At 36.4% G+C, this 22,531-nt stretch carries 20 protein-coding genes; 8 read left to right on the plus strand and 12 right to left on the minus strand.

What is annotated here, in order from left to right:
* Positions 1–62: 62 nt before the first annotated feature.
* From O4O04_RS06210 to O4O04_RS06235, 6 genes are all read right to left on the minus strand, one after another.
* A complete protein-coding gene (locus tag O4O04_RS06210; protein ID WP_272534891.1) occupies positions 63–1,022 on the minus strand; it encodes an electron transfer flavoprotein subunit alpha/FixB family protein in 960 nt (319 codons plus the stop codon).
* Positions 1,023–1,032: 10 nt separating this feature from the next.
* A complete protein-coding gene (locus O4O04_RS06215) occupies positions 1,033–1,794 on the minus strand; it encodes an electron transfer flavoprotein subunit beta/FixA family protein (protein WP_272534892.1) in 762 nt (253 codons plus the stop codon).
* Positions 1,795–1,912: 118 nt separating this feature from the next.
* Positions 1,913–2,239 carry a hypothetical protein gene (locus tag O4O04_RS06220; RefSeq protein WP_272534893.1) on the minus strand — a complete coding sequence of 109 codons (327 nt, stop codon included), beginning with the start codon at positions 2,237–2,239 and terminating at the stop codon, positions 1,913–1,915.
* Positions 2,240–2,281: 42 nt separating this feature from the next.
* A complete protein-coding gene (locus O4O04_RS06225) occupies positions 2,282–3,223 on the minus strand; it encodes a tetratricopeptide repeat protein (protein WP_272534894.1) in 942 nt (313 codons plus the stop codon).
* Between the two features lie 10 nt (positions 3,224–3,233).
* Positions 3,234–3,947 (minus strand): LIC_11485 family protein, encoded by a 714-nt coding sequence (locus tag O4O04_RS06230; protein WP_272534895.1) that lies wholly within the window; start codon positions 3,945–3,947, stop codon positions 3,234–3,236.
* 14 nt (positions 3,948–3,961) lie between these two features.
* Complete coding sequence (locus O4O04_RS06235; RefSeq protein ID WP_442915931.1) at positions 3,962–5,836, minus strand: OmpA family protein; 1,875 nt, start codon at positions 5,834–5,836, stop codon at positions 3,962–3,964.
* 80 nt (positions 5,837–5,916) lie between these two features.
* On the opposite strand from O4O04_RS06235, the gene O4O04_RS06240 reads away from it, so the two are divergent.
* The 3 genes from O4O04_RS06240 (at position 5,917) to O4O04_RS06250 (ending at position 11,611) form a co-directional block, all read left to right on the plus strand.
* Positions 5,917–7,557, plus strand: coding sequence for an ATP-binding cassette domain-containing protein (locus O4O04_RS06240; protein ID WP_272534898.1), 1,641 nt, complete (start codon positions 5,917–5,919; stop codon positions 7,555–7,557).
* Positions 7,558–7,739: 182 nt separating this feature from the next.
* Positions 7,740–9,572: a SpoIIE family protein phosphatase gene (locus O4O04_RS06245; RefSeq protein ID WP_272534899.1), complete on the plus strand. Its 1,833-nt coding sequence runs from the start codon at positions 7,740–7,742 to the stop codon at positions 9,570–9,572.
* Positions 9,573–9,940: 368 nt separating this feature from the next.
* Positions 9,941–11,611, plus strand: a complete 1,671-nt coding sequence (locus O4O04_RS06250; RefSeq protein ID WP_272534900.1) for a SpoIIE family protein phosphatase — start codon at positions 9,941–9,943, stop codon at positions 11,609–11,611.
* On the opposite strand, the gene rdgB is transcribed toward O4O04_RS06250, so the two are convergent.
* From rdgB to ompL47, 4 genes are all read right to left on the minus strand, one after another.
* The gene (gene rdgB / locus O4O04_RS06255) at positions 11,593–12,192 is read right to left on the minus strand and encodes an RdgB/HAM1 family non-canonical purine NTP pyrophosphatase (protein WP_272534901.1); all 600 of its coding nucleotides are present in this window, start codon (positions 12,190–12,192) and stop codon (positions 11,593–11,595) included. The genes O4O04_RS06250 and rdgB overlap by 19 nt on opposite strands.
* Complete coding sequence (locus O4O04_RS06260; protein ID WP_272534902.1) at positions 12,189–12,515, minus strand: STAS domain-containing protein; 327 nt, start codon at positions 12,513–12,515, stop codon at positions 12,189–12,191. Before O4O04_RS06260 ends, rdgB begins: the two co-directional genes overlap by 4 nt.
* On the minus strand, positions 12,512–13,237 hold the full coding sequence (locus O4O04_RS06265; protein WP_272534903.1) for a ComF family protein: 726 nt from the start codon (positions 13,235–13,237) through the stop codon (positions 12,512–12,514). The genes O4O04_RS06260 and O4O04_RS06265 overlap by 4 nt, the downstream gene beginning before the upstream one ends.
* Before the next feature lie 115 nt (positions 13,238–13,352).
* A complete protein-coding gene (ompL47, locus tag O4O04_RS06270) occupies positions 13,353–14,426 on the minus strand; it encodes a multi-beta-barrel domain surface protein OmpL47 (protein ID WP_272534904.1) in 1,074 nt (357 codons plus the stop codon).
* Between the two features lie 104 nt (positions 14,427–14,530).
* Here ompL47 and O4O04_RS06275 point away from each other — a divergent pair, with 104 nt between their 5' ends.
* Together O4O04_RS06275 and dusA are read left to right on the plus strand one after the other, a co-directional pair.
* On the plus strand, positions 14,531–15,184 hold the full coding sequence (locus O4O04_RS06275) for a flagellar assembly protein FlaA (RefSeq protein ID WP_272534905.1): 654 nt from the start codon (positions 14,531–14,533) through the stop codon (positions 15,182–15,184).
* Positions 15,185–15,306: 122 nt separating this feature from the next.
* A complete protein-coding gene (dusA, locus tag O4O04_RS06280) occupies positions 15,307–16,467 on the plus strand; it encodes a tRNA dihydrouridine(20/20a) synthase DusA (protein ID WP_272534907.1) in 1,161 nt (386 codons plus the stop codon).
* Between the two features lie 183 nt (positions 16,468–16,650).
* On the opposite strand, the gene O4O04_RS06285 is transcribed toward dusA, so the two are convergent.
* Positions 16,651–18,081, minus strand: a complete 1,431-nt coding sequence (locus O4O04_RS06285) for a glycogen/starch synthase (protein WP_272534908.1) — start codon at positions 18,079–18,081, stop codon at positions 16,651–16,653.
* Between the two features lie 32 nt (positions 18,082–18,113).
* Here O4O04_RS06285 and O4O04_RS06290 point away from each other — a divergent pair, with 32 nt between their 5' ends.
* The 3 genes from O4O04_RS06290 to thiE all read left to right on the plus strand — a co-directional run bounded on the left by O4O04_RS06290 (position 18,114) and on the right by thiE (position 21,086).
* Positions 18,114–18,380 carry a hypothetical protein gene (locus O4O04_RS06290; RefSeq protein ID WP_272534909.1) on the plus strand — a complete coding sequence of 89 codons (267 nt, stop codon included), beginning with the start codon at positions 18,114–18,116 and terminating at the stop codon, positions 18,378–18,380.
* 195 nt (positions 18,381–18,575) lie between these two features.
* Complete coding sequence (pckA, locus tag O4O04_RS06295) at positions 18,576–20,168, plus strand: phosphoenolpyruvate carboxykinase (ATP) (RefSeq protein ID WP_272534910.1); 1,593 nt, start codon at positions 18,576–18,578, stop codon at positions 20,166–20,168.
* A 258-nt stretch (positions 20,169–20,426) separates the two neighbouring features.
* Positions 20,427–21,086 (plus strand): thiamine phosphate synthase, encoded by a 660-nt coding sequence (thiE, locus tag O4O04_RS06300; protein WP_272534911.1) that lies wholly within the window; start codon positions 20,427–20,429, stop codon positions 21,084–21,086.
* A gap of 4 nt (positions 21,087–21,090) precedes the next feature.
* Here the strand turns inward: thiE and O4O04_RS06305 are convergent, their stop codons facing one another.
* Complete coding sequence (locus tag O4O04_RS06305; RefSeq protein ID WP_272534913.1) at positions 21,091–22,515, minus strand: hypothetical protein; 1,425 nt, start codon at positions 22,513–22,515, stop codon at positions 21,091–21,093.
* Positions 22,516–22,531 lie beyond the last annotated feature (16 nt).

The raw sequence follows: 22,531 nt of genomic DNA on the forward strand, positions 1-22,531 counted from the left end.
TAGGATCACCAATCCAAGAAAAACAAGGATTCGATTCGATCTGCGGGACATAGAGTAGTGGATTATCCCAGTACTTTTTTGAATTCTGCAGTGAGAGCTGGAACTACTTCGAATAGATCCCCAACTACACCATAGGTTGCAACTTTAAATATTGGAGCATCGCCATCTTTGTTGATTGCCACAATGTATTTAGATGAACCCATACCAGCCAAATGCTGAATCGCACCAGAAATTCCGCAAGCGATGTAGCAGTTTGGAGATACAGTCTTACCTGTTTGTCCAACTTGGTGAGAGTGAGGAATCCAACCCGCATCTACAGTTGCACGAGAAGCACCTAAAGCAGCACCTAAAGTATCAGCTAGGTCTTGAAGGATTGGCCAGTTTTCTGGTCCTTTGATTCCACGACCACCGGATACAATAATGGATGCTTCGGTCAATTGAACTTTAGATCCACCAGATGCATCAACAGATTTGGTTTTCAATTTCACATCGCCAAATCCTGCAGAGCTTGCTTCCACGGCACCCTCTCCAGCTTTCTCTGTAACTTCTTGTGAGTTAGGTCGAACTGTGAAGATTTGGATGTCAGAAGTTACTTTGAAATTACCATAAGCTTTACCAGAATAAATTGGTTTCTTCGCTACAACTTTTCCACCGTCAACAGACAGACCTACAACGTCCGCAATGATTCCAGCATTGGATTTGATTGCAACGCGTGGAGAATAGTCTTTACCTTGAGGAGTATGTGGCAAAAGGATCACCTTCGCCGATTTCTCTTGAGATACTGCATGAACGATATTTGCAAATCCTTCTGGATTGAATTCTGATGCTTTTGCATTGACGATGATGTCAGCGCCAACTGCTTTCAATTCTGCAGAAACTGAATCTGCTTTGTCATCGATAACAAGTGCAATAACTTTTCCACCCAATGCATCGGCAATCTTGCGACCAGCAGAGGTTAACTCTTTGGAGATCTTTTTCAATTCTCCGTTTTTTACTTCACCTACGATTAGTACGTTACTCATGCGATTCTCCTTAGATTACCTTAGCTTCTTCTCTGAGAGCTTTAACAAGTTGTTGAGCAAATCCAGCTGCGTCAGCTGCATCCAATTTTCTACCAGCTATACGTGGAGGAGGCGGCTCAAGAGAAACTGTTTCCACTTTTCCACCGCTAACACCTAGATCTGCTGGTGTTTTGGTTTCGATTGGTTTCTTCTTCGCTGTCATGATTCCTTTTAGAGAAGGATATCTTGGTTCGTTCAAACCTTTTTGTGCTGTAACGACTGCCGGAAGTGTAGTTTCTACAACTGCAACTCCACCATCGATTTCTTTGGTCGCTGTTACATTGCTTCCGTTGAATTCAAGCTTCAATGCCATAGCAATATGAGGAATGGATAGTCGCTCAGCGATTTGAATTGCAACTTGAGAACTGTCAGTGTCGATTGATTGTCTTCCACCTATCACGAGTTCTGCGCCTTCCGCTTTAGCAAATGCAGCTAGAACATCAGATGTGAAAGCATTATCAAAACTATTGTAATCATCTACCTTGATATGAACTGCTCGATCAACACCCATTGCATAAGCTGTTCTTAGAGCTTCTACAACTCGGTCTGGACCAACGGAGACAGCAATTACTTCTCCGCCACTTTTCTCGCGGATCCGAATTCCTTCCTCAATTGCAAATTCATCATAAGGGGAGATGATCCATTTGATTCCTGATTCGTTGATGGCTTTGTCACCAACTTTGATATTGGTTTCCGTATCGGGAACCTGTTTAACTAGAACTACGATTTTCATTCTTTAACCCCGTTGGTTTTGTATAATTTCCAGAATTCAAGAAGTGAGCTAGCTGGGAAGGATTTTTTTAGGGAAAAAATCCATCAAAACTCACAAGGTTTGCATCAATTGAGGATTTTTAAGATGGATTGTCATCCATTGACTCATAAGAATTCCACACGGCTTTAATCCACTGGTATAGCCAGACATAGAAAACCAAAACCACAACCACATTGGCATCGGTTCGCAGATAGATTGCCAGACCGAAAACCAGCGGAGAAAGCAGAATCAAAAGATAGAAAATTATAAAGACCCAATTTCCAGGAGCTAGTGGCTGAAGAATAGCTTTACGAGTGGAAAATAAAAGACTTTTGTAATCATTCTTATTGGAAGAAAAAACTTTATAACCAAAAATGACGAGCAATACAACCCAAATACCAGATGCAACCATATTCTTAGGATTCAATCCATAGTCGGAATTGCAAGGGGAATTTATGGAAAGTTTTTTCTAGATGATTCTATCCGCACGAAGGGAGCGATCGTTTTCGAATCTTTTTTTGATTTCATCGGCAAATCTGCTCTCGGTAAAATTGCTCAGTCCTTTTTTATGATATCCAAGAAATAATTTATAGTAGGTTAGGGCGGAATTTTTGATGGCACCATTCCATTTCTCTTCATGAATTCTTCCAGCTAGATACAAGGCAATTGGATATTCTCGACCTTCTAGAATATCTGGGTTGTCTAGAATTTCCAAAACTTGGATCAAACTATCTTGAAATTGTTTACGATGAAAATAATTCCATGCCATATAGATTCTGATTCTTGCCACAGTTGGTGGATTCATAAATTTTGTGAGAAGCTTTTCATACTCTGAGATTGCCTTCGCTGGATCTTTAGATTCGATGGAACGAACAGATTCCATCGCTTTGCGAAATGCTTCCTTATCTTCGTCACTCGTTGGAAAATCAGAAAAATCACCAAATTCGCTGGATGCTATTTTGGTTTTGTCTGTCGCTTTTGCAGTAGTCGAATATTCTGAATTTGCTGAATTCGGTACTTTGCTTGTCTTCGCGGTTGCAACTTTTTGATTCTTGGTACTATTCGAGTTCTTGCTCAGAGATGATTTTGTATTCGATGATGAATTGCTAATCTTAGAATTGGAGTTCGTTTGCGTTTTGGAATTTTTGATGTTAGAATTTGAAACCTTGTCGTCCGATTGCGTTTTTGGAATCGCATTCATAGTTGAATCTAAATCATTCGAATTCGAGGAAGATTTTTTTTGCGCTTCCAGATCAATTGCATTGGAATTGTCATGAAATTTCTCAGGCTCAAGATCCCTTGTTAAGTCAGGGAATGGTAGAAAAATTGTTTCTTCATCTGCATCAATCGAGCCCAGTGCTACAAAACATGTAATAAGAAAAAGAATACTGGATAAATAAAATATTTTCATGGTCTCAGTTCTAGTTTGCTGGTGCCCTAAGAAGTTCTCGTTTTTCTTTAGTTGGTTGATTGGAGTCTGGTCCCTTATTGGATTCCGATTCAGAATTGGTTTTCTTTGGCAAACGATTCTCAATTGCCTCTAATCTATTGAGGGTTGATTCCAAACGTTCGGTTGTTTTTTCCGATTCTTCAATTTGTTTTTCGATTCGCTCAAGACCGCCAGGTCTTTCGTCCTGAGATTCATCTCGTCCAGGTAACCATTCTTTGGTTGGATTGGTTGGCGATTGCAAAGCAGGAGGAAGTCCGTAATCTCTTTGTTGAGATCGTAGGTCGCCTTCATTCATAGGATCTTTGTTAGTATCTAACAACTTACCATCTGCATTCAAGTCTCTGTTGGAAAGAATCGAATCTCTGATCATATTTTCATCTACTCTGCGAGAAATTTCTAACTCTACATCACTGATTCGAATATTTTTTCTCTTTCGATTGTATTCTCGTTCCAAGTCTTCGATAAATAATGATTTTGAATCTTCGGCAATTTTGAGACCTTCTGCACTTGTGTCGCCATAACCTAAATTCCAACCGTAGTAAGCGGCAACACAGACAAAAAAAGCAAAAAGAGCAATGGCAATTTTCTTGAGGAGTTTCGCAATATCATCAGGAATTTTATTGGCTAGATTATCTAGTGCGCCAAGGGCTTTTTTGGGATCAATTCCAGTTGTATCTAATTTCATTTTGTATTGAATGTTTAACGAATTCGAAAAACAACTCTCCTATTCTTAGACCTGTTTTCTTCACTATCATTCTTAACGATTGGCTTGCCTTCACCATAACCAACTGTATCGATTCGACCGGGATCAAGTCCTCCCAAGCGTACTAAATGTTCTTTGACGGCTTTTGCTCGAAGCTCACTGAGGGTAAGGTTTGTGTCATCTTGTCCAATATCATCTGTATGCCCCTCCAAAATAATCTGAAGGTTGCCCATTTCCTTGAGTATAATTGCAATTCTATTCAATTCAGGCTCAGATTCTTTGGATATTTCAGCACTTCCCAATTCAAAAAACAAATTATTTAGAGTGATTTCTCTGCCTTTTTCGATTTTTGGTAGGTTCAGTACAACTTCATAGGTTGATTCAAGCGGTTTTTTATTATTTGAATTTGGAATGTTAATGCTTGTTAGGTTTAAATTTTTTGAAACGGGTAGATATCCATCTTTTTCTGCAAAGAATCCATAATTGTCTCCGTAAGGAAGAATGATGGAAAATTTGCCTGTATTGGGATCAGAGATTCCTTTGCCTAAGATTTTCTTCTGATTGAGTGACTCATAACGTATTTCAGCTGACAATGGCTTGTTATCATGATCTAAGATTACACCTTGTACTACAACAACAGGTTCTGGACGAAAATTCTCTGGAATCTTTGCCAAGAAAAGTTCACCCTCCCGAGAAACATAGGCCCACTCAGAACTAGCTGGAATGGAAAAGAAGTTAACACCCCTTAGTTTAGTGGATATCTCTTCAGGTTTGCTCCATTGATTCCATCCGTTACCGATTCTCTTAGTGAAGTAAATACTCAAATCTTTGCCATGTCCGTTGGAGGAAAAATATAGAGTTCTATCATCCGGTGCAAGAAAAGGAGCCATTTCTTCTTCGGTTGTATTAATATTCGCACCAAGATTGATTCCATCACCAAAGATTCCATTGGAATCCATAAAACTCACATAGAGATCCAACTTTCCATAATTAGAATTTTGTTGAGCCGAAAAGATTAGAGTTTTGCCAGAAGATGATAGAGCCGATCCACCAAATATCTGTTGGTTGGGATTTTCTGGTTTTCTATAAAGATTATAAAAGCTTGGAAATAGAATTGGTTTGGGAGCTGTCCAATAATTATTGTCACGATTGCTTTTGTAGAGTGGTGCTCGATTGAAGATTTTTTCTGATTTTTCTTGGTATTGGCTTTTTAGTTTATTGATTTTGTATTCAAATTCTTTTCTGCTCTGAACATTTTTAACTAACTCTGCGGATTTCTGATCCATTTCTAATTTTAGATCATCAAGTAGTTCTGTCTCACCAAAATTTCCAAACACAAATAATTCATTGCCACCTGGTAGAGCTGATATTACAGCAGATGGCATTTTATTATTGAGTGGAGTCTCCATCTGCCATCCTTGCTTCCAGAAACCATATTCATCTTTTTCTGAAGTCCAAATTTTCTGAGTAGACCTTGTGCTACCTTGCGGGCGAACAAGTGTAGTCCAGAACATCTTATTTCCATCGGGGGTTACCTGTGGGTTGAAGGCAAATTCTCCCCTCGTTACATATTTTGGAATCTTTTTTAAGATCCAGTCGGGTGCAGTTGTATCTTCTGTAAATGGCTCGATCTCATAACGGAGGGGTCTGCATTTTTTTCCATTTCTTTCGCAGAGTATTCTAATTTTCTTAAGTGTCAATTCTGAGAATTCAATTCCGAAGCTATGAGAAGCAAATTCTGTGATTCCTTGTTCGTTTTTTAACATCAGTCCTGAGTTCAGGAGTTGGCCCGTAAGAACGTAGAATTTTTCATTCGCGTGCAAACTGAAACATATCAATAAATACAAAATTAAGGAAAAGATCGCAGCCATTCAGGATATTTTCGGTATTTTTGGAAAATTGCTTAATAGAAACGATTTGGCAGTAGAGATCGATTTTAGAAAATGACCGTATGATTAGCGCAACCGGCATTACCATGAGTTATGGAAAGAAAACTCTATTTGATGGAGTTTCCATTAATTTTAAACCAGGCTGCCGCTACGGTTTGATCGGAGCCAACGGATCTGGTAAATCCACATTTATGAAAATTCTTGCAGGAATTGAGCAACCAACTATTGGCTCAGTAGCTGTAGATAAAGATAAAATCGTTGGATACCTCAAGCAGGATCATTATGAGTATGAGAAAGAAACTGTAATCAATACAGTGCTTCGGGGAAACCCAGCTTTTTGGAAAGTTGCTCAAGAAAGAGATCTTCTCTATTCAAAAGAAAGTATGACTGATGAAGAAGGAATGCGAGTCAGTGAGCTAGAAGAAATGTTTGCCGATATGGACGGCTACGAAGCTGAGAGTAGAGCGGGAGAGTTGCTCGAAGGATTAGCTATACCAACTGCCGTTCATGGACAAGAGCTCTCTACTTTAACCGGTGGATTCAAACTTAGGGTTCTTCTTGCACAAGTTCTATTCCAAAAACCGGACGTTTTGTTATTAGATGAGCCCACAAACCATTTAGATATCAAAACTATTTTCTGGTTAGAAAACCTCCTCAATAATTATGAAGGAGTTGTTATTGTTATTTCCCATGATAGGCATTTTATCAATTCCATATCAACCCATGTTGCCGATTTAGATTATAATACAATTCGAGTATACCCTGGTAATTACGATGGGTATATGCAAGCGTCCACACAAGCGCGTGAACAGCTTATGAATGATAATAAGCGTAAGAAAGAAAAAATTGCAGAATTACAAGAATTCGTAAGTAGATTTAGCGCTAACGCATCTAAGTCGAAGCAAGCAACTTCCAGACAGAAACAGATTGAGAAAATCAAAGCAGACTTCTCCGACATTCGTCCGTCATCACGTGTATCTCCATATATTCGATTCAAGGCTCTCAAACCACTTGGTAAAGATGTGATTGAGGCTGAGAAAATTTCCAAATCCTATGAGCAACCTGTAATAGAAAATTTAGATCTGATGATTGGAAAAGGTGAAAAAGTGGGAATCGTCGGAACAAACGGAGTAGGTAAGACAACTCTATTGAAGATGCTCATGAAGAAACTGGAACCTGATTCAGGTGTTGTCAAATGGGGAGATTCTGTTGTTGCATCCTATTTTCCACAAGATCATCGGGATGGAATTGGTGAAGATGCAGATACATTGGTTGAATGGCTACTGAAGAATTCTCAACCCGGATTCGAAGTCCAAGACATTCGAGCTATTTTAGGAAGAATGCTATTTAGCGGTGATATGGCGAACAAATCCACCAGTGTGCTTTCTGGTGGGGAAAAGTCTAGAATCATTATCGCTAAAATGATTCTAGCTGGCGACAACCTGATTGCCCTTGATGAACCAACAAACCATTTGGATCTAGAATCTATCGAGTCACTCAATTACGCACTCACTGAATTTGATGGAACGGTGATTCTTGTATCGCATGATAGAGAATTTATCAGTTCATTGTGTACGCGAATCATTGAAGTATCTCCAGGTAAGATCGTTGATTTCAAGGGAACCTACGATGAGTATTTAGAACGAGAAGGTGCTGAGTTTTACAAAAGACTCACAGGTGGACCTGTTCTTTCATCGAAATAATTTCTCTTTTCTTGAAATCAAATATCAAAAAAACATTGTTTCCTTAATTCCTATTCGGTAGAACAGAAATATACGGGAGCCATTCTTAATAGTTTTTAAGATAGGTTTGCGAAATTGTTTACTAAGCGAACATTCTGAACCATAGGATATTACAATGAGCAATAGTTCTCAGGTTTTTGTTTTTGAGTAAGATATTGCGATTTCTATTTTCTGATTTTGAAAGTAGAAATTCTATTCAGGCAGAGGAAGATTTATACTTTCCTAAGAATTCTCAAGTAAACAGATTTCGAAAAGGCAACCAGGAAAAATTAAGTTTTGATATCGGGTTCTATCGAAAAATCCTTCTTATCACTTCCATTATCATTCCAGTTTTTAGTTATGCGATTTCCAATTTTTATTCTGGAATTCATCGGCCGCTATGGATTCGAATCTTATTCTTTGCAATTCCGCTTATTATCTTCGTCCTCTCCTATTTTTCTCCCTTCGTAAGACGAAATGTTCGTAAATTCTATTTTGCTTGTGGTTATTCCGCATCTCCATTTTTGATTTATCTAATCTATAGGAATGATTTTTTTTCTTTCTATATATTTTCTTTTATTTTTACAATTTTTGCTGTAACCATCTCCATTGTAACTAAGCGTGAATTGATCTATTTTTTATTGTATATAATAATTTTGGATATGATTGGATTGTTTATTTTTAGTAAATATCCAAATCCAGTTGAACTAGAATTTTCCAAGATCTATATATTCCACGCCTATATATTTGTTGCATCGTTGATTTCTTATTCTATAATTTCTTCTCGCTTAGAACAAATCATTCGATTGGAGAAAACGGAAGAATTTAAAAATAGAGTAGAGGGGTTTTTAGATGAGGCAAGACAAGAGCTAGAAAATATAAAACTAGCATTAGAAACTTCATCTATGGTCGCTATCTTAGATAAGTCTGGGAATATTATTTACGCAAACGAAAATTTCATTCGTATAACTGGATATTCTAATATTGCTGATGAAGGCGAAAGACAAAACTTTCTGAACTCAGGGCAGCATTCGCGAGAGTATTTTCTTAGATTATGGAATATGATTGAATCCGGGAATGTATGGTCGGGTGAGCTTTGTAATCTAAGACGAAACGGGCATGTATATTGGATGTCCACAACAATTGTCCCAATCTTTGATTCCTCAACTATTCCAGAGCGATTTCTTGTAGTGGGTTATGATATTACTCTAAGAAAATTGAATGAAGTCAAGCTTGTGCAATCTGAAGAGAAATATCGTAGTCTTTATAATTCCATTAAGCACGATCTGCTTCTTGCTTCCGAAGCACAGAAAATTCTTATCCCCGAGCCGCAGAATATTCCTTCTCTAACTATCAAATCATTTGTTCATCCTTTTATGGAAGTCAGCGGTGATATCATACTTCCTCATTATGTCAATGAGACTTGTGTAGAAATATTTCTTGCTGATATCGCTGGACATGGAATTGCACCAGCTCTTGTATCTGCTGTGGTTGTGATGGCCTATTATGATCATGCAAAGGAATTGAATCATAATGATCAACCACTTGATACAATTCTAGTCTCGATAAGAGATAGAATAAAAAATATAATGATGGATCAATTTATTAGCGGGGTCTATCTACGATACAATGCTAATACAAGAATTTTGAAATATACTTATGCAGGTCATCTTCCTGGAATATTGCTGCGAGATGGTGAATTGATTTTTATACAAGGGGAGGGGACTCCACTTTTGTCCGAGTATAAGTTGAATCTTTGTGAATACTCGATTCAATTATATGCAAATGATAGAATTTTATTTTTTACGGATGGAGCTTATGAGCTTTCCAATACAAATTCTGATATCCTTGGTTATGATTCATTTATCAAAATTGCTGCCGAGGAACTAAAACATTTGGATAAGAATCCAATTGCCAATATTTTTAAAAAGTTGATCGATTTTTCGGACAATAATTTCCAAGACGATCTCAGCCTACTATTTCTTCAGATTGAATGAATTGAAAATAGCAAAAATATAGAATCATTCTAAAGATTACATTTGTTAATTTTATAATTTTTCCTTTCAATGACTAAATATTCGTTTAATTGAATATTTGATTGATGGAATAGATTTTTCTGAAGGCAAATATTTCATAGTATTTTTAGGTATTTTTAATTAAACTTATGCTGAGTATTTAAGCAGCCTTATCTATTGTCAATAAATCCCAATTAATTTAGAAAATAAGGTTTAATTTTATATTTAATTAATAAAAAATATTTATGATCAAAAAGTTATTGATCAAACAATGTTAGATTGGATTTTTGACTTTGGTGTCAGATACGTTTACAACAATTTCAGAGAAGGGTAATTCTAGAAATTCCGAATTGTCCTTTTATCGCAACATTCTCATTCTGCTTTCAGTAATCGTACCATCGCTATCTGTAGTCGTCAATATTTTTCATCCCGAATTAGAGCGACCGCTATGGGCTAGAATAATTGTTCCTTCATCTCCTGTTTTATTGTTGATTCTATCCTACCGAATTCGTTGGATTCAGGTTCATATTCGTAAAATCTATTTGTATGCAATTTTTTGCATTACTCCAATATTTATTTATCTCATTTATCTAAATGATTTTTTTAATGTTTATTTCTTTTCCGTTTTCCTTCTAATCGTAATTGCGTCTGTTTCGATCAAAACGATCAAAGAGCTATTTTCCTATATTGTTATCCTAGTTATTGTGGACTTGATTTGTATCGCATGGAAAATCAATTCAGAAAACTTTGAAGAATTTCTTCCTGAATTAGCTTATTTCCATTCTTATGCTACCATTTCATTTTTCTTGGGTTATTTTCTAATATACTCTCGCATTAAGCATCTAACGGAAATATTGCGATTGGATAGGCTAAGAAAAATATCACAGAGAGAGAGCAGTGATATTCAAGCTGCGATTCAAGAATTTTCTGCAATTTCGATTACGGATCTATCAGGCTCCATCCTTTATGTCAATGATCTCTATTGCAAAATAGTTGGAACCTCTAGAGAAGAGTTGATTGGTAAGACAGAATCGATCTTTGATTCAAAGCATCATCCGGCAATATTTTTTGCCAGTATTCAAAAAGTTCTAGATGAAGGGAAGATGTGGCGCGGTGATGTACGGATTAAGAATCTAAAAAACGAAATTCGGTGGATTGATCGCACAGTAATTCCATTATTTGATGATTCTGAGACCCCAGCTCGCTTTCTAAGTATTAGTAATGATATTACTGACCGTAAGATGCAAAGTTTTGAGCTTGAAAGATCTGAAGAAAAACATAGAAAATTGTACAATATTCTAAGAGATGATCTCAGAATTGCTGCCGAAACTCAGAGATATCTATTGCCGAATTTCAATTCTGTTTCTGGGTTAAATTGTTCATACAGTATGAATCCATTACTCGAAGTAAGTGGAGATTTACTTTCGGTTAAAAAAAATCGTGATGGTAGTTTTGATTTTCTATTGGCGGATGTTGTAGGACATGGAACTTCTGCAGCATTGCTTACAGCAGTGGTGAGTCTTGCTTTTCGTTGGGTTGGAGATGATCATGAATCTAATCCAGTTCCTGTTGATAAATTATTTGAATCTATTCGAGATACAATCTATGGAATCAATATGGAGCAGTTCATATGTGGAGTAGTTATCCGTTGGTCTCCGAAAACTAAAGAATTAATATATAGCTATGCTGGACATTTTCCAGGTATATTGTATAGAGATAATCAATTGTATGTTCTAGATGGAACAGGAACTCCTATTTATTCTGGTGGAAATATCCGAGTCTCTGAATATTCGATTCAACTAAAATCATCTGATAAAGTTCTATTTTTTACTGATGGTGCATATGAACTATTACGGGACGGCTCCATTTTCTTGGGCTATGATGAATTTATTGAACAATTGAAGGAAATTTTCGCTTTGAATAATTTAAATTATTTAGAAGCAATTCAAGAATACATTTTTGATTATACGAAAGGAAATCTAAATGATGATTTTACTCTTTTTTATTTTGAAGTAGAGTAATCTATTATGAACTTTTTAAACTTATCCAAAGCTATCGCTCGATGAGATATTCTGTTTTTTTCTTCTGCTGATAGCTCAGCAAATGTTTTGCCAAGTTGTGGATAATAGAAAATTGGATCGTAACCGAACCCACCTTTCCCAGAGAAACTTTCAGCTACGATGCCATGAACTTCCCCTGTAAAATATTGGGTTCCATTTGAATCTGTAAAGGCAATGACAGATACAAATTTCGCATTTCGATTTTTGCATCCAATGAGTTCAGAAAGAAGGAGTTCATTTCGTTCGAAATCTTGAAGATGAATGCCACCGTATCTAGCAGAATGAATTCCTGGCCTTCCGTCCAATGCTTCAACACAGATTCCACTATCGTCAGCTAAGCTAAGTTCACCGGATAATTGGAAGAGTGATTCACTTTTGATTTTTGCATTTTCTTGAAAACTGGATCCGTCTTCAATGGGTGCAAAGTTTTCAATTCCCAACTGAGATGGATTCGATATTTCGTATTCAAGCCCTTGAAGAAGTGCTTGAATTTCTATCAATTTATGTTTGTTTCCTGTAGCAATTGCTAGTTTACGTTTCAAAAACTTTCAATTGCAGAATCTAAATTTGAATAGATCTCGAATACTTTGTCAAGCATAGTGATTTCAAATACTTGAAGAATATCTTCATCATTGATGACTAATTTTACATCACCATTTTGAGATTTTAGTTTTCTCTTGAAAGCTACCAGAACACCAAGAGCTGAAGAGCAAATATGGTGGACTTTGGTTAATTCAAGAATTACTTTTCTGCCATCCAATTCTTCAGATTGCACGAGATCCGCTTCAATCTTTTCGGAATCTCTGCGCAAGATAGCACCTTGGAATCGAATAATTTTGATGTCAAATTTTAGATCAGCATTCATATTTCAATCCCTTCTTCCTTTCTGGAAGCTACTACAACCACAACCGATTCTGCACCTGCTTGGCGCAAAATTCTTGCGAGCTCATTTACGCTTGCACCAGTTGTAAAAACGTCGTCCACCAACAATATTCTTGAGTTCTCAGAAATTCTAGCATTTTTTTTTAATTTAAATGCATCACGTGCATGAAAAAAACGTTCTCGTCGAACAAGTGTAGATTGCTTAGCTGCAGAACCTTTTTCGAACATAGAATATACAGGAAGTTTAGATTTAGCAGCTATTCTTGTTGCAATGATTTTCGGTATCACAAAAGGTCTCTTGGTCAAATTGGACGAATGTGAAGGGACAAAAACAATTGTATTGATATTGGATTCTTTTATTTTTTTTTGAATCTTACCTAATTTTAAGGAAAAAAAGCGAATCAGAATCTTTGCATTATTCAATTTTAGAGAATTCATAAGATTTTTCTCTATTTCATTTCGGTTTCGCAGCGCAATGATCGAATCATAAAAGACATTTCGACTATTGCAATATTCGCAATCACTACCAATCTCTTGGGGAAATTGACAGATACTGCATCGATTTACTTGCGTTGATGGATTCAAATTCGCCTTAGATAAGCAACTTTTGCAAACTCCGACAAGGTTTGCAGACATATCTTGAAAGCTACAAATAGAACAATGGCTTGGAAAGAAAAAGTTCAAAATTTTCTCAGTCAACTTCATAGAAATGTATTTCTAAACTTGAGAAGGAGAGGTTCGCTCTAGAACGGAAAATCAATTGGATATAAAAAAAGGAGCTAAAATTTAGCTCCTTTCCATAAATATCTGTAATTAAATTTTATTCTGCAGGTTCAGCAGAAATTTTCTTAATCTCAGATTGTGGAGGATTGACGTCAACTAGGAAGGAAATAGCTTTTAGCTCGCTTTCATTTCCTACATTGTCAATTGCTTTTGCTTCAATTTTGTGTTCACCTTGTGCATCAACAACGATACCATCTACATAAGGACGGAATTCTTCGTCACCATCAACTTTTACAAGGACTCTTCTGATTCCGGACTCACCATCGAATGCACGAATTGTAAATACATTTCCTTTCTTAGAATATGTTTTACCATCGATCTCAACTAGAGGAACATTTGGGATGATCTCAACAGTTGGTGCTTTCTCATCAATGATTACTGCGATGCTAGACTCTCTGCTTTTATTACCAGAATTGTCAGTTGCAGTGTAACGAATCAAATTCGATCCAGATTTTTCCAACTTAAGCGGGCTATCAGCAGCAAAAGTTTCAAATCCAGATTCGTTGATAGAGTATTCAATTTTCTCGACACCAGATAGAGCATCATCAGCTTTGAAAGTAAACGTATTGGACTTAGATGCATAGTTTGCACCTTGAGTAATATGTAGAGGTTCAACTGGCATAATGAGAACTGAAGGTGGTGTATTGTCTACAACAACAGTCAACAATCTAGATGGCTCAATGTTTCCTGCTCTATCAACTGCGCGGTAAGTGATCTGAGATACACCTTCCGTAGAGATTGTAACAGGGCTTGAGTACTTAATGAAGTCTCCAGTGTTAACTCGGTATTCAATATAATCAACTTGCGAAGAATCATCTGATGCTTTGAGTTCAAAAGCTGTTCTTGAATTGATGTACAAGTCTGCATTATTCGCAATTGTTTCAGATTCTTTAGTGCTTGTGGATGTGGCAGAACGAGTCGTTGAAGTTGAAGTAGCTTCTTTCTTCAGTGAAGGTTCTGTGTTTTCTTTAGGTTCAGTTGATTCCGAAGAAGAAGTTGCTTTTGGATCAGCTACCTCGTCTTCAAGATTTTCATTCGCTTGTGAAAACAGGGATACGGATGCGAAGACTAGAGCTAACGCAATGATTTTCTTGTATGCGGACACCGCCATTCTATTTCTCTCCTCTCAAATGCTAAAAATATGTCTAATTTTAGATGTTTATCTATAACAACAGAGTAAGGAAAGCATCCTGTCAACCGATAGTTAAGAAAATAATGGACTGGACACGATTTTTTTCTTATTTATTAGGTTTTTTTGGAATCATCTTACCTCTAGTCGACATGTCAGGGAAAGAAAACTGGGAAAGTAAAATTTATCAGACCTATGTGGTTGAAGATTTTGAGACAATCAATCTGACATCAGATCATTTTCGAGTGAGAAAATATAAAGAAGATCCACTGCCAGAGGTTTGGATGACATCCAATATCACAGCTCCAATCCCAGGATCTCGCAGAGCACTGCTATTTCGATTCTCTGAAGATACAAATTATCCGGCAGAATTTATTTTTCCTGAGCCGATAGAATTTTCTGAATTTTTGAAGGAAATGGAGTTCCCTATTTATTCCAGTAAATCGGGAGGATCTGTATCAATTATCTTACAGACTCACGATTATGAGAACAAAAAGATTTTCTTAAGCAATCTAAACTTTCGTGGATGGAGGAATGTGAAGCTGACCATCAGAGAAAGGCTCAATCAAAATGATCCCGTTCTGAATTCTAAGTTAGTGATTCGCTTCATCGGATTTATTTATGAGCCTCAAAGTTCGACCCCTTATGGTTCCGAAATTCTAGTTGGTTTTGATGATATATCCGTTACGACTAGAAAAAAATATCGACTGCTTCCTGATCCAGCTTCACTTCTTGAATAATAGTTTTGTGGCAGATGTAAATCGATAGCTCGGCAGAATGATTCTTTGGAAAACATTTATGTCATGCTTGTTCTTTCAATAAAAGATTTGAATCAAGATTGAATTTCTATCTAATGTAAAATGTGAATGAGTCGCTTCTATTTCCCATTTCGATTGCGCCCATGATGGAATGGACGGATCGTCATTATAGATTTCTCATGCGTAATTTTACCAAGCGAACTATTTTGTATACGGAAATGGTTACGGCTGAAGCAATTATTCGTGGCAATCGCGATAAACTTCTTGGTAAAGGTGAGGACAATCCGGTGGTTCTCCAAATCGGTGGAGATGATCCTGAAAAAATTTATAAAGCATCGAGCTTTGCAAAAGATTACGGATACGACAGTGTCAATCTCAATGTAGGTTGTCCTAGCGATCGCGTTCAGAATGGAAATTTTGGAGCTTGCCTAATGAAAGATCCTAGATTAGTTTCTGAGCTAATGATTGCTATGCGAGAAGGTTCTCAATTGGAATCAACAGTTAAGCACCGAATTGGAATCGATGGTAAGGAATCTTATGAAGATTTAGCAGAGTTTGTACGAATTGTATCCACTCAGGCAAGAGTTACACATTTTATTGTTCATGCACGAATTGCAATTCTGGGTGGGCTCAGTCCCAAAGAGAATAGAACTATTCCTCCCTTGCGATATGAGGATGTCTATCGCCTAAAACAAGATTTTCCTCAGTTACGAATTGAGATGAATGGAGGAATTTTAAACTTAGGTCAAGCCGTTGATGTGATGAAAACTGATTCTATTGATAGTGTGATGATCGGGCGAGCTGCATATGATAATCCTTTTATATTCTTAAATGTAGATCGACTTTTTGATTCCAATAATCATTGGATCGGAAAAGAACTAGAACAATCAAAAGTTGAGACAAGATCATTCGATGGAACTACGAAATTGCAATCTTCAATTGCAAAAGACGGAGTTACCGCTATAGCACAGCTGCAAATGGAAGATACAATTCCTAAAAATACGATTCGATCTGATGCATCTAGTCATGATCAAATGGAATCACATACTTTGGATTTAGTTTCCTTGACAGAGCAAATCGAAAACTATTTGGAAGAGCATGTTCGATCTGGCGGCCATGTTCACCAAGTCTTACGTCATGCAATTGGGTTCTTTCATGGTTTGCCTGGCAGTCGACAATATCGAAGATATCTGTCCGAACATATGCATAGGGAAAAGTCAGCGGTCGATTTATTTCGTCGTGCAGTCCAGGTTATGGCGACCTGAGGATAGCTGAGGACGGGGCTTAAGCCCAGTCCTCTTAAAAATCAATTGAATCCCAAAATAAAGATAAGCACTAAACTTTTACTAGATACATTTCCAATGACAAATTGAACCAACCTTTCGTCAAATTTAGTTCTTTAACTGCAATTATGTGATCTGAAACATTTGAACCTAATTACAGAATATCTATCCCTTTTTCTTTATCGCATCTTGATATAAATTTGTGAATTCCTGCAATCTTGTTTTCCAAGTCCAGTCTTGTGCGAAAATTCGAGTTCGGATTTTTTCTATTTTTTCTTTGTTCTCGTAGAGTTCGTGCGCTCGCGTTAATGCAGCCTTGAGTGAAGTCGTGCTTCCTGGTTCAAAAAGCAGTCCTGTGGAATTCTCGACATCATAGAGATCTTCTTTAATCGTGTCACGCAGTCCTCCAACTCGACTCACGATTGGGATCGCTCCGTAAGCATGGGAATACATTTGGTTGAGTCCACAAGGTTCGAATAAGGATGGCATGAGGAAAAAATCACTCGAAGCTTCAATCCTTCGTGCAAATTGTTCGCTATATCCTTTATAGAAAAAGATTCTATCCTGAAAATGATGTGAGTAATGAAAAAGCTCACCTTCTAAGTTGGGATCTCCAGATCCAAGGAAAATATAATAGAATGGCAATTCTGCATTTTCTAAAAAAGCTTCAAGGAAATACTTGTATCCTTTCTGCCAAGTTAGGCGACCAACGAGCCCAATCAAAGGTCTGCTCGGATCGATTTTCCTACCAATCTCATCATAGAGGGCTATTTTATTTGCAAGCTTCCCTTGGGAGATCGTGGTTCGATTGAAATTTTGAATAAGTCTTGAATCTAAATCTGGATTCCATTCATCTTCATCAATACCATTTAAGATTCCTAGAAAATCTGCTCCCCTTTTTCTCAGATTAAAGGAAAGACCACAGCCTTGAGGCTCCCATAGCACCTCATCTCTGTAAGTTGGAGATACGGTTGTTACTTTTGTTGCTGTACTAATAGCCGATTTCATATAATTGATTTTGCCATCATGCTTCATGATATCCAGATTCAAATAGAACGGTTCCCCTTTTAGAAAACCACATATATGCTCCGGATGAGTTCCTTGATAGGCAAGATTGTGAATGGTAAAAACTGTTGGAAGTCCATCGACAGACGATGAATGGAAATAAGATGTGATTGCAGTATGCCAGTCGTGACAGTGAACTATGTCTGCTTTTAATTCGAGACTTAAATGGAAACATGCATAGGAAAACAATGCGAAACTATAATGTTCATTAGAATTTTCATATATACGATTGAGATTGCGAAACAGAGGAGAATCAAAAAAATATAAGTATACATCTCCAATTTTGGCTTCAAGAAATATAGAGTCTCTCAAAATAAATGAAGATTCGCTCCCGATAACAGCATTTGGATGGATGCATGAAAATTTTTTACCAGTAAATTTAGGCTGATCTTGAAGTCCGGAAATCATGGGAAGTGCTACCATGACTTTATTGTTTTTCGCTTCTTCCTTGGCAAGAGAAGCTAACATATCGGATAACCCACCCATTTTTATATAAGGATAGAATTCTGCACTTGTATGGAAGATATTCATATAAATTTTCTCCAATATCGAAGGAGCCATGATTGCTTGCGAATTCTTTTTATTCGAATTTCTGTGAGAAAAAACCAAGTCTAATCTCCATGAAGATCAAGCTTCCGTCTGCTTCGTATTTTGCTTCTGGATTGATTACTTTGGCATTTGGTTTATCCTATGAATGCATGAGTCCAGCCGATATTCACAATTTAGGCAAAGATAGATTGAATATAGAAAGCAAATCATTTGAGCATTCGCATTCCCTAGAGGAACGGGATTCGAACGATCTGAGACATTCTCCAATTGGAGATAACTAGCAAAGTAGCTATGACAAATAGATAAATAATTTCTAAACCAAGATCCACATACTAGAGTAGATTCAGAGATTATATGCTATTTATATAAATTCTAAATGATAGGATTTATATTCTCTGCAGTGGGCTTATCTTTTTTCGATTGACTCCCTGGAATCTCGTAAAATTCTAGATTAATAGACAGCAGAGGAGTTTTTCATGGCAATTTCAACGCAGATCAAAGGACTCGCAGAACTCGGAATCGAGCCCGCAGAAGTTTTTCATAATCTTCCATACCAAGAAATATATGAACACGAAACAAAAAACAAAGAAGGTGTAATTTCTGACAATGGAACCATGATGGTGGATACAGGGATATTCACTGGAAGATCTCCAAAAGATAAATACTTCGTAGAAGAGCCTAGCTCCAAAGATAATCTTTGGTGGGGACCTGTGAATGTGAAGGTTTCTGAAGAAATTTTTGATAAATTGTATAAGAAGGTCGTAGACCACCTCAAAGGCAAATCGATCTATGTTTTCGATGGTTTTGCTGGAGCGAACAAAGACTCTAGACTGTCACTGAGAGTTGTATCTGAGAGAGCATGGCAACATCATTTCTGTACCAATATGTTCATTCGTCCTGAAGCATCTGAGCTTCAAAATCTTTTACCGGAATTTACTATCATCAATGGAAGTAGCGTGAAGAACGTTGATTACAAAGAGCATGGCTTGAATTCTGATGTTTTTGTTATTTTTCATCTTAAGAAAAAAATCGCAATCATTGGTGGGACAGAATATGGCGGCGAGATGAAGAAAGGAATTTTTTCAGTAATGAATTATTACCTTCCTCTCAAAAATATTCTTACAATGCATTGCTCTGCAAATATTGGAAAGGATGGAGACACTACTCTATTTTTTGGATTATCAGGAACTGGTAAAACTACTCTATCAACAGATCCTCATCGTAAGTTGATCGGTGATGACGAACATGGTTGGGATGACAATGGTATCTTCAATATTGAAGGTGGATGTTATGCAAAAACCATCAATTTAGATCCAGCAACTGAGCCAGACATCTACAAAGCGATTCGTAAGGATGCTTTATTGGAAAATGTTGTCTATGATCCAAATTCTAAAAAAGTTGATTACTCTTCTGCAGCAAAGACTGAAAACACAAGAGTTTCTTATCCTATTTTCCATATTGATAATATTGAACCATCGGGCAAGGGCGGACATCCAAACAATATCGTATTCCTGACATATGATGCCTTTGGTGTGTTACCTGCTGTATCCAGGCTCACTATTGATCAAGCGATGTATCATTTTCTTTCTGGTTATACAGCTAAGGTTGCTGGAACAGAGCGTGGTGTAAAAGAGCCACAAGCTACTTTCTCTGCATGTTTTGGTCAAGCATTCATGACACTCCATCCAACATACTATGCTAAATTGCTCGGTGAGAAGATGAGAAAACATAATGTAAAAGCATACCTCGTAAACACTGGATTAGTGGGTGGAAAGTACGGAGTAGGCAAGAGAATGTCTCTTCCTGCTACAAGAAAAGTTCTGGATGAGATCTTCAATGGTGAGATTGAGAAGGCTGAATTTATCAAACATCCGATCTTTCAAGTTGAGTTCCCTAAATCCATTCCTGGAGTAGATGATCATCTACTAGATCCAAGAGCTGCCTGGGCGGATAAAGCAGAATATGATAAAACTGCGAAGGAACTTGCTGGAATGTTTATTGAGAATTTCAAAAAATATTCAACTGGCTCTAAGGATTTTGATTTTACTGAATTTGGTCCAAAGTTATAATTTTATAAGTAACTTTCGATCTAAATTTTAAAATCAAAGGATCCTGGATACACGAGAAAATGTGAATCCAGGATTTTTTTTGTTCAGACAAAATCTGAAACATTAGAAACAGTTTATTTCAATAGAGTTTATCTAAAAATATCTCTAATTGTAGATAAATATCTATTATTATCTATAATTCATCACCAAAGAATTTACAGTTCATTGAGCTGTTGAAAATTAAGAATCGGAACAACTATTTTCTATAAGAATAACTGAATGGAATCGCCACGACTCAATTTCCCAAAACAATCCTTGTATTTAGTGACTGACTCAAGTCTTGCTCCCCAGGGCAGGCTCGCTCGCATAGTCGAAGAATCTATAGAAGGTGGCGTACAAATAGTTCAATACAGGGAAAAAAATTTCCAATATTCTACTCATTGGCTTGAAGCAAAAAAAATCCATGAAATCTGTCAAAAGACCAAAACCCTTTTCTTAATCAATGATCGTGTTGACTTAGCTTTGGCACTTGATGCGGACGGAGTCCATCTAGGGCAGAGTGATATGCCTGTAGAAATTGCTCGAAGAATTCTTGGAAAAGATAAAATAATCGGATGGTCGATTGAATCCTTAGAAGATTTGGAGCATGCACTCGAGATACATTCACGGGTTCAGATTGATTACTTGGGCGTGAGTCCGATCTATTCTACTCCGACCAAAACGGACACATTAGGTGCCTGGAATTTAGATGGTCTTAGTTTAGTTCGAGCTAGAACAAATATTCCATTGGTTGCAATTGGAGGAATCAAAAGATTAAACGCAAGTGAAGTTATAAATGCTGGGGCTGATAGCTTAGCTGTGATATCAGAAATCATTACATCAGAAAATCCAAAATCTGTTTGCGAAGATTTCAGAAATATCTTATCAATGAAAATCTGAATTGTCATTTGTCATCAAACAAACTCATGATTGCTACTAAAATATAGGACGGAATCAATTGAGTATGAATTCGATTAAATGCCGTATCTAAATGCCATTCTAATTCCCTGAGTGAGAAAAAGAAAAATATTGTGTAGATAAATGATATTGCGATTAGCGGTAGAATAATTGATTTCCATGCATTGGTCTTGCTACGTAATATTAGCAGAATAGATATTAATGGTATTAAAAATGTGTTCTTTAAATAATAATTATTAAAATATTTTTGAATTAAAGATATTCGTTCAGAATTGAAATAATCAAGTAATCCAGAAGGATTGAGGACTATATTTGATAAAGCAGGAAAATCTGACTCAATTGTTTTTGGAGCGAGTGACTTTAAAACAAAAGATAATCCTCCAACTATCAAGAGACTTAAAATAAAGGGTAGGATTCGATAAAATCGAGTTTTAGGAATTTTGATGACAAAGTAATAATAGATGAAAGAAAATAAGAAATAAACTAAAAAAACTAAATAGATGATTCCACCTTCATTCTTGATGCCTGGCAGAAGACCAAAACATATCCCAGCACTAATTTGAAATAAAATAAAATTAAATTCCATTCCCTGTAAAAAGAAATTGTTTTGATTGCCTTTCTCTTTTTCATTGAATTCCGAAATATTTATCAATAATTTGTCTGTAAAGAATCTAAAAACAGACTCATAATAAAAAAATATCCCAAGCATTATAAATATAGCGAGTGGGAGATCCGCATACTGATCGGTTAGCATCGTCCATAAATTTGGAATAGCAAAACTAATCAAAATGAAAATTGATCCGAATAGGAAATCAGTTACGTTACTAATTTTTAATGATTTATAAATCATGATTATGTAGCAGATATATAACAATATGCAAAAACCGATCGGTATAAAAATTGTATAATTTTGATTCAGTATAAAGAAATAAGAAAGAAAAATAGGAAGGAATATAGGATAATCAGAATGAAAGGTTAGATCTTCTTGGTATAAAATAAAGGGAAGATCTCCTAAAAATCTAGCTGAGTAATTGAAAGCCTTAAAATTCCACATAACGTAGGCATCCCATTGTCCAAGCGGATTTATTGAATACAGAGAAAAGTATAAATTGCATAAATAAATAGAATAGGCTATGACTAAACATTTCGCTAAGAAATTGTATGATACTTTAAATTTAAATTTCTTTAAAATGCTCTGTACAGTATAGTTTGAATCAGATGAATTAAATTTATATTGGTTTGGTTTGTATCCATTTTTTGTTATAATAATAAAAGCAAAAATTATAAATATTGACAGCAAGATCCAGTGAATCGAGTTTGAGCCATGACCTAAATTGTAATTTAAAACAACTAGATTGGTAATATAAAAATATAAAAAGCCAATTGGAAGTATGCAAAGGAATTTTTTCATGAATGGTTGGTAATCA

Source organism: Leptospira sp. GIMC2001, assembly GCF_028462125.1.
Classification (GTDB): Bacteria; Spirochaetota; Leptospiria; order Leptospirales; family Leptospiraceae.

What these genes read in the sequence shown, in the direction of transcription:
- O4O04_RS06210 (WP_272534891.1), bottom strand. Translation starts at nt 1,022, where the DNA reads ATGAGTAACGTACTAATCGTAGGTGAAGTAAAAAACGGAGAATTGAAA.
- O4O04_RS06215 (WP_272534892.1), bottom strand. Translation starts at nt 1,794, where the DNA reads ATGAAAATCGTAGTTCTAGTTAAACAGGTTCCCGATACGGAAACCAAT.
- O4O04_RS06225 (WP_272534894.1), bottom strand. Translation starts at nt 3,223, where the DNA reads ATGAAAATATTTTATTTATCCAGTATTCTTTTTCTTATTACATGTTTT.
- O4O04_RS06230 (WP_272534895.1), bottom strand. Translation starts at nt 3,947, where the DNA reads ATGAAATTAGATACAACTGGAATTGATCCCAAAAAAGCCCTTGGCGCA.
- O4O04_RS06235 (WP_442915931.1), bottom strand. Translation starts at nt 5,836, where the DNA reads ATGGCTGCGATCTTTTCCTTAATTTTGTATTTATTGATATGTTTCAGT.
- O4O04_RS06240 (WP_272534898.1), top strand. Translation starts at nt 5,917, where the DNA reads ATGATTAGCGCAACCGGCATTACCATGAGTTATGGAAAGAAAACTCTA.
- O4O04_RS06260 (WP_272534902.1), bottom strand. Translation starts at nt 12,515, where the DNA reads ATGAATGCTGATCTAAAATTTGACATCAAAATTATTCGATTCCAAGGT.
- O4O04_RS06265 (WP_272534903.1), bottom strand. Translation starts at nt 13,237, where the DNA reads ATGAAGTTGACTGAGAAAATTTTGAACTTTTTCTTTCCAAGCCATTGT.
- ompL47 (WP_272534904.1), bottom strand. Translation starts at nt 14,426, where the DNA reads ATGGCGGTGTCCGCATACAAGAAAATCATTGCGTTAGCTCTAGTCTTC.
- O4O04_RS06275 (WP_272534905.1), top strand. Translation starts at nt 14,531, where the DNA reads ATGGACTGGACACGATTTTTTTCTTATTTATTAGGTTTTTTTGGAATC.
- O4O04_RS06285 (WP_272534908.1), bottom strand. Translation starts at nt 18,081, where the DNA reads ATGAATATCTTCCATACAAGTGCAGAATTCTATCCTTATATAAAAATG.
- pckA (WP_272534910.1), top strand. Translation starts at nt 18,576, where the DNA reads ATGGCAATTTCAACGCAGATCAAAGGACTCGCAGAACTCGGAATCGAG.
- thiE (WP_272534911.1), top strand. Translation starts at nt 20,427, where the DNA reads ATGGAATCGCCACGACTCAATTTCCCAAAACAATCCTTGTATTTAGTG.
- O4O04_RS06305 (WP_272534913.1), bottom strand. Translation starts at nt 22,515, where the DNA reads ATGAAAAAATTCCTTTGCATACTTCCAATTGGCTTTTTATATTTTTAT.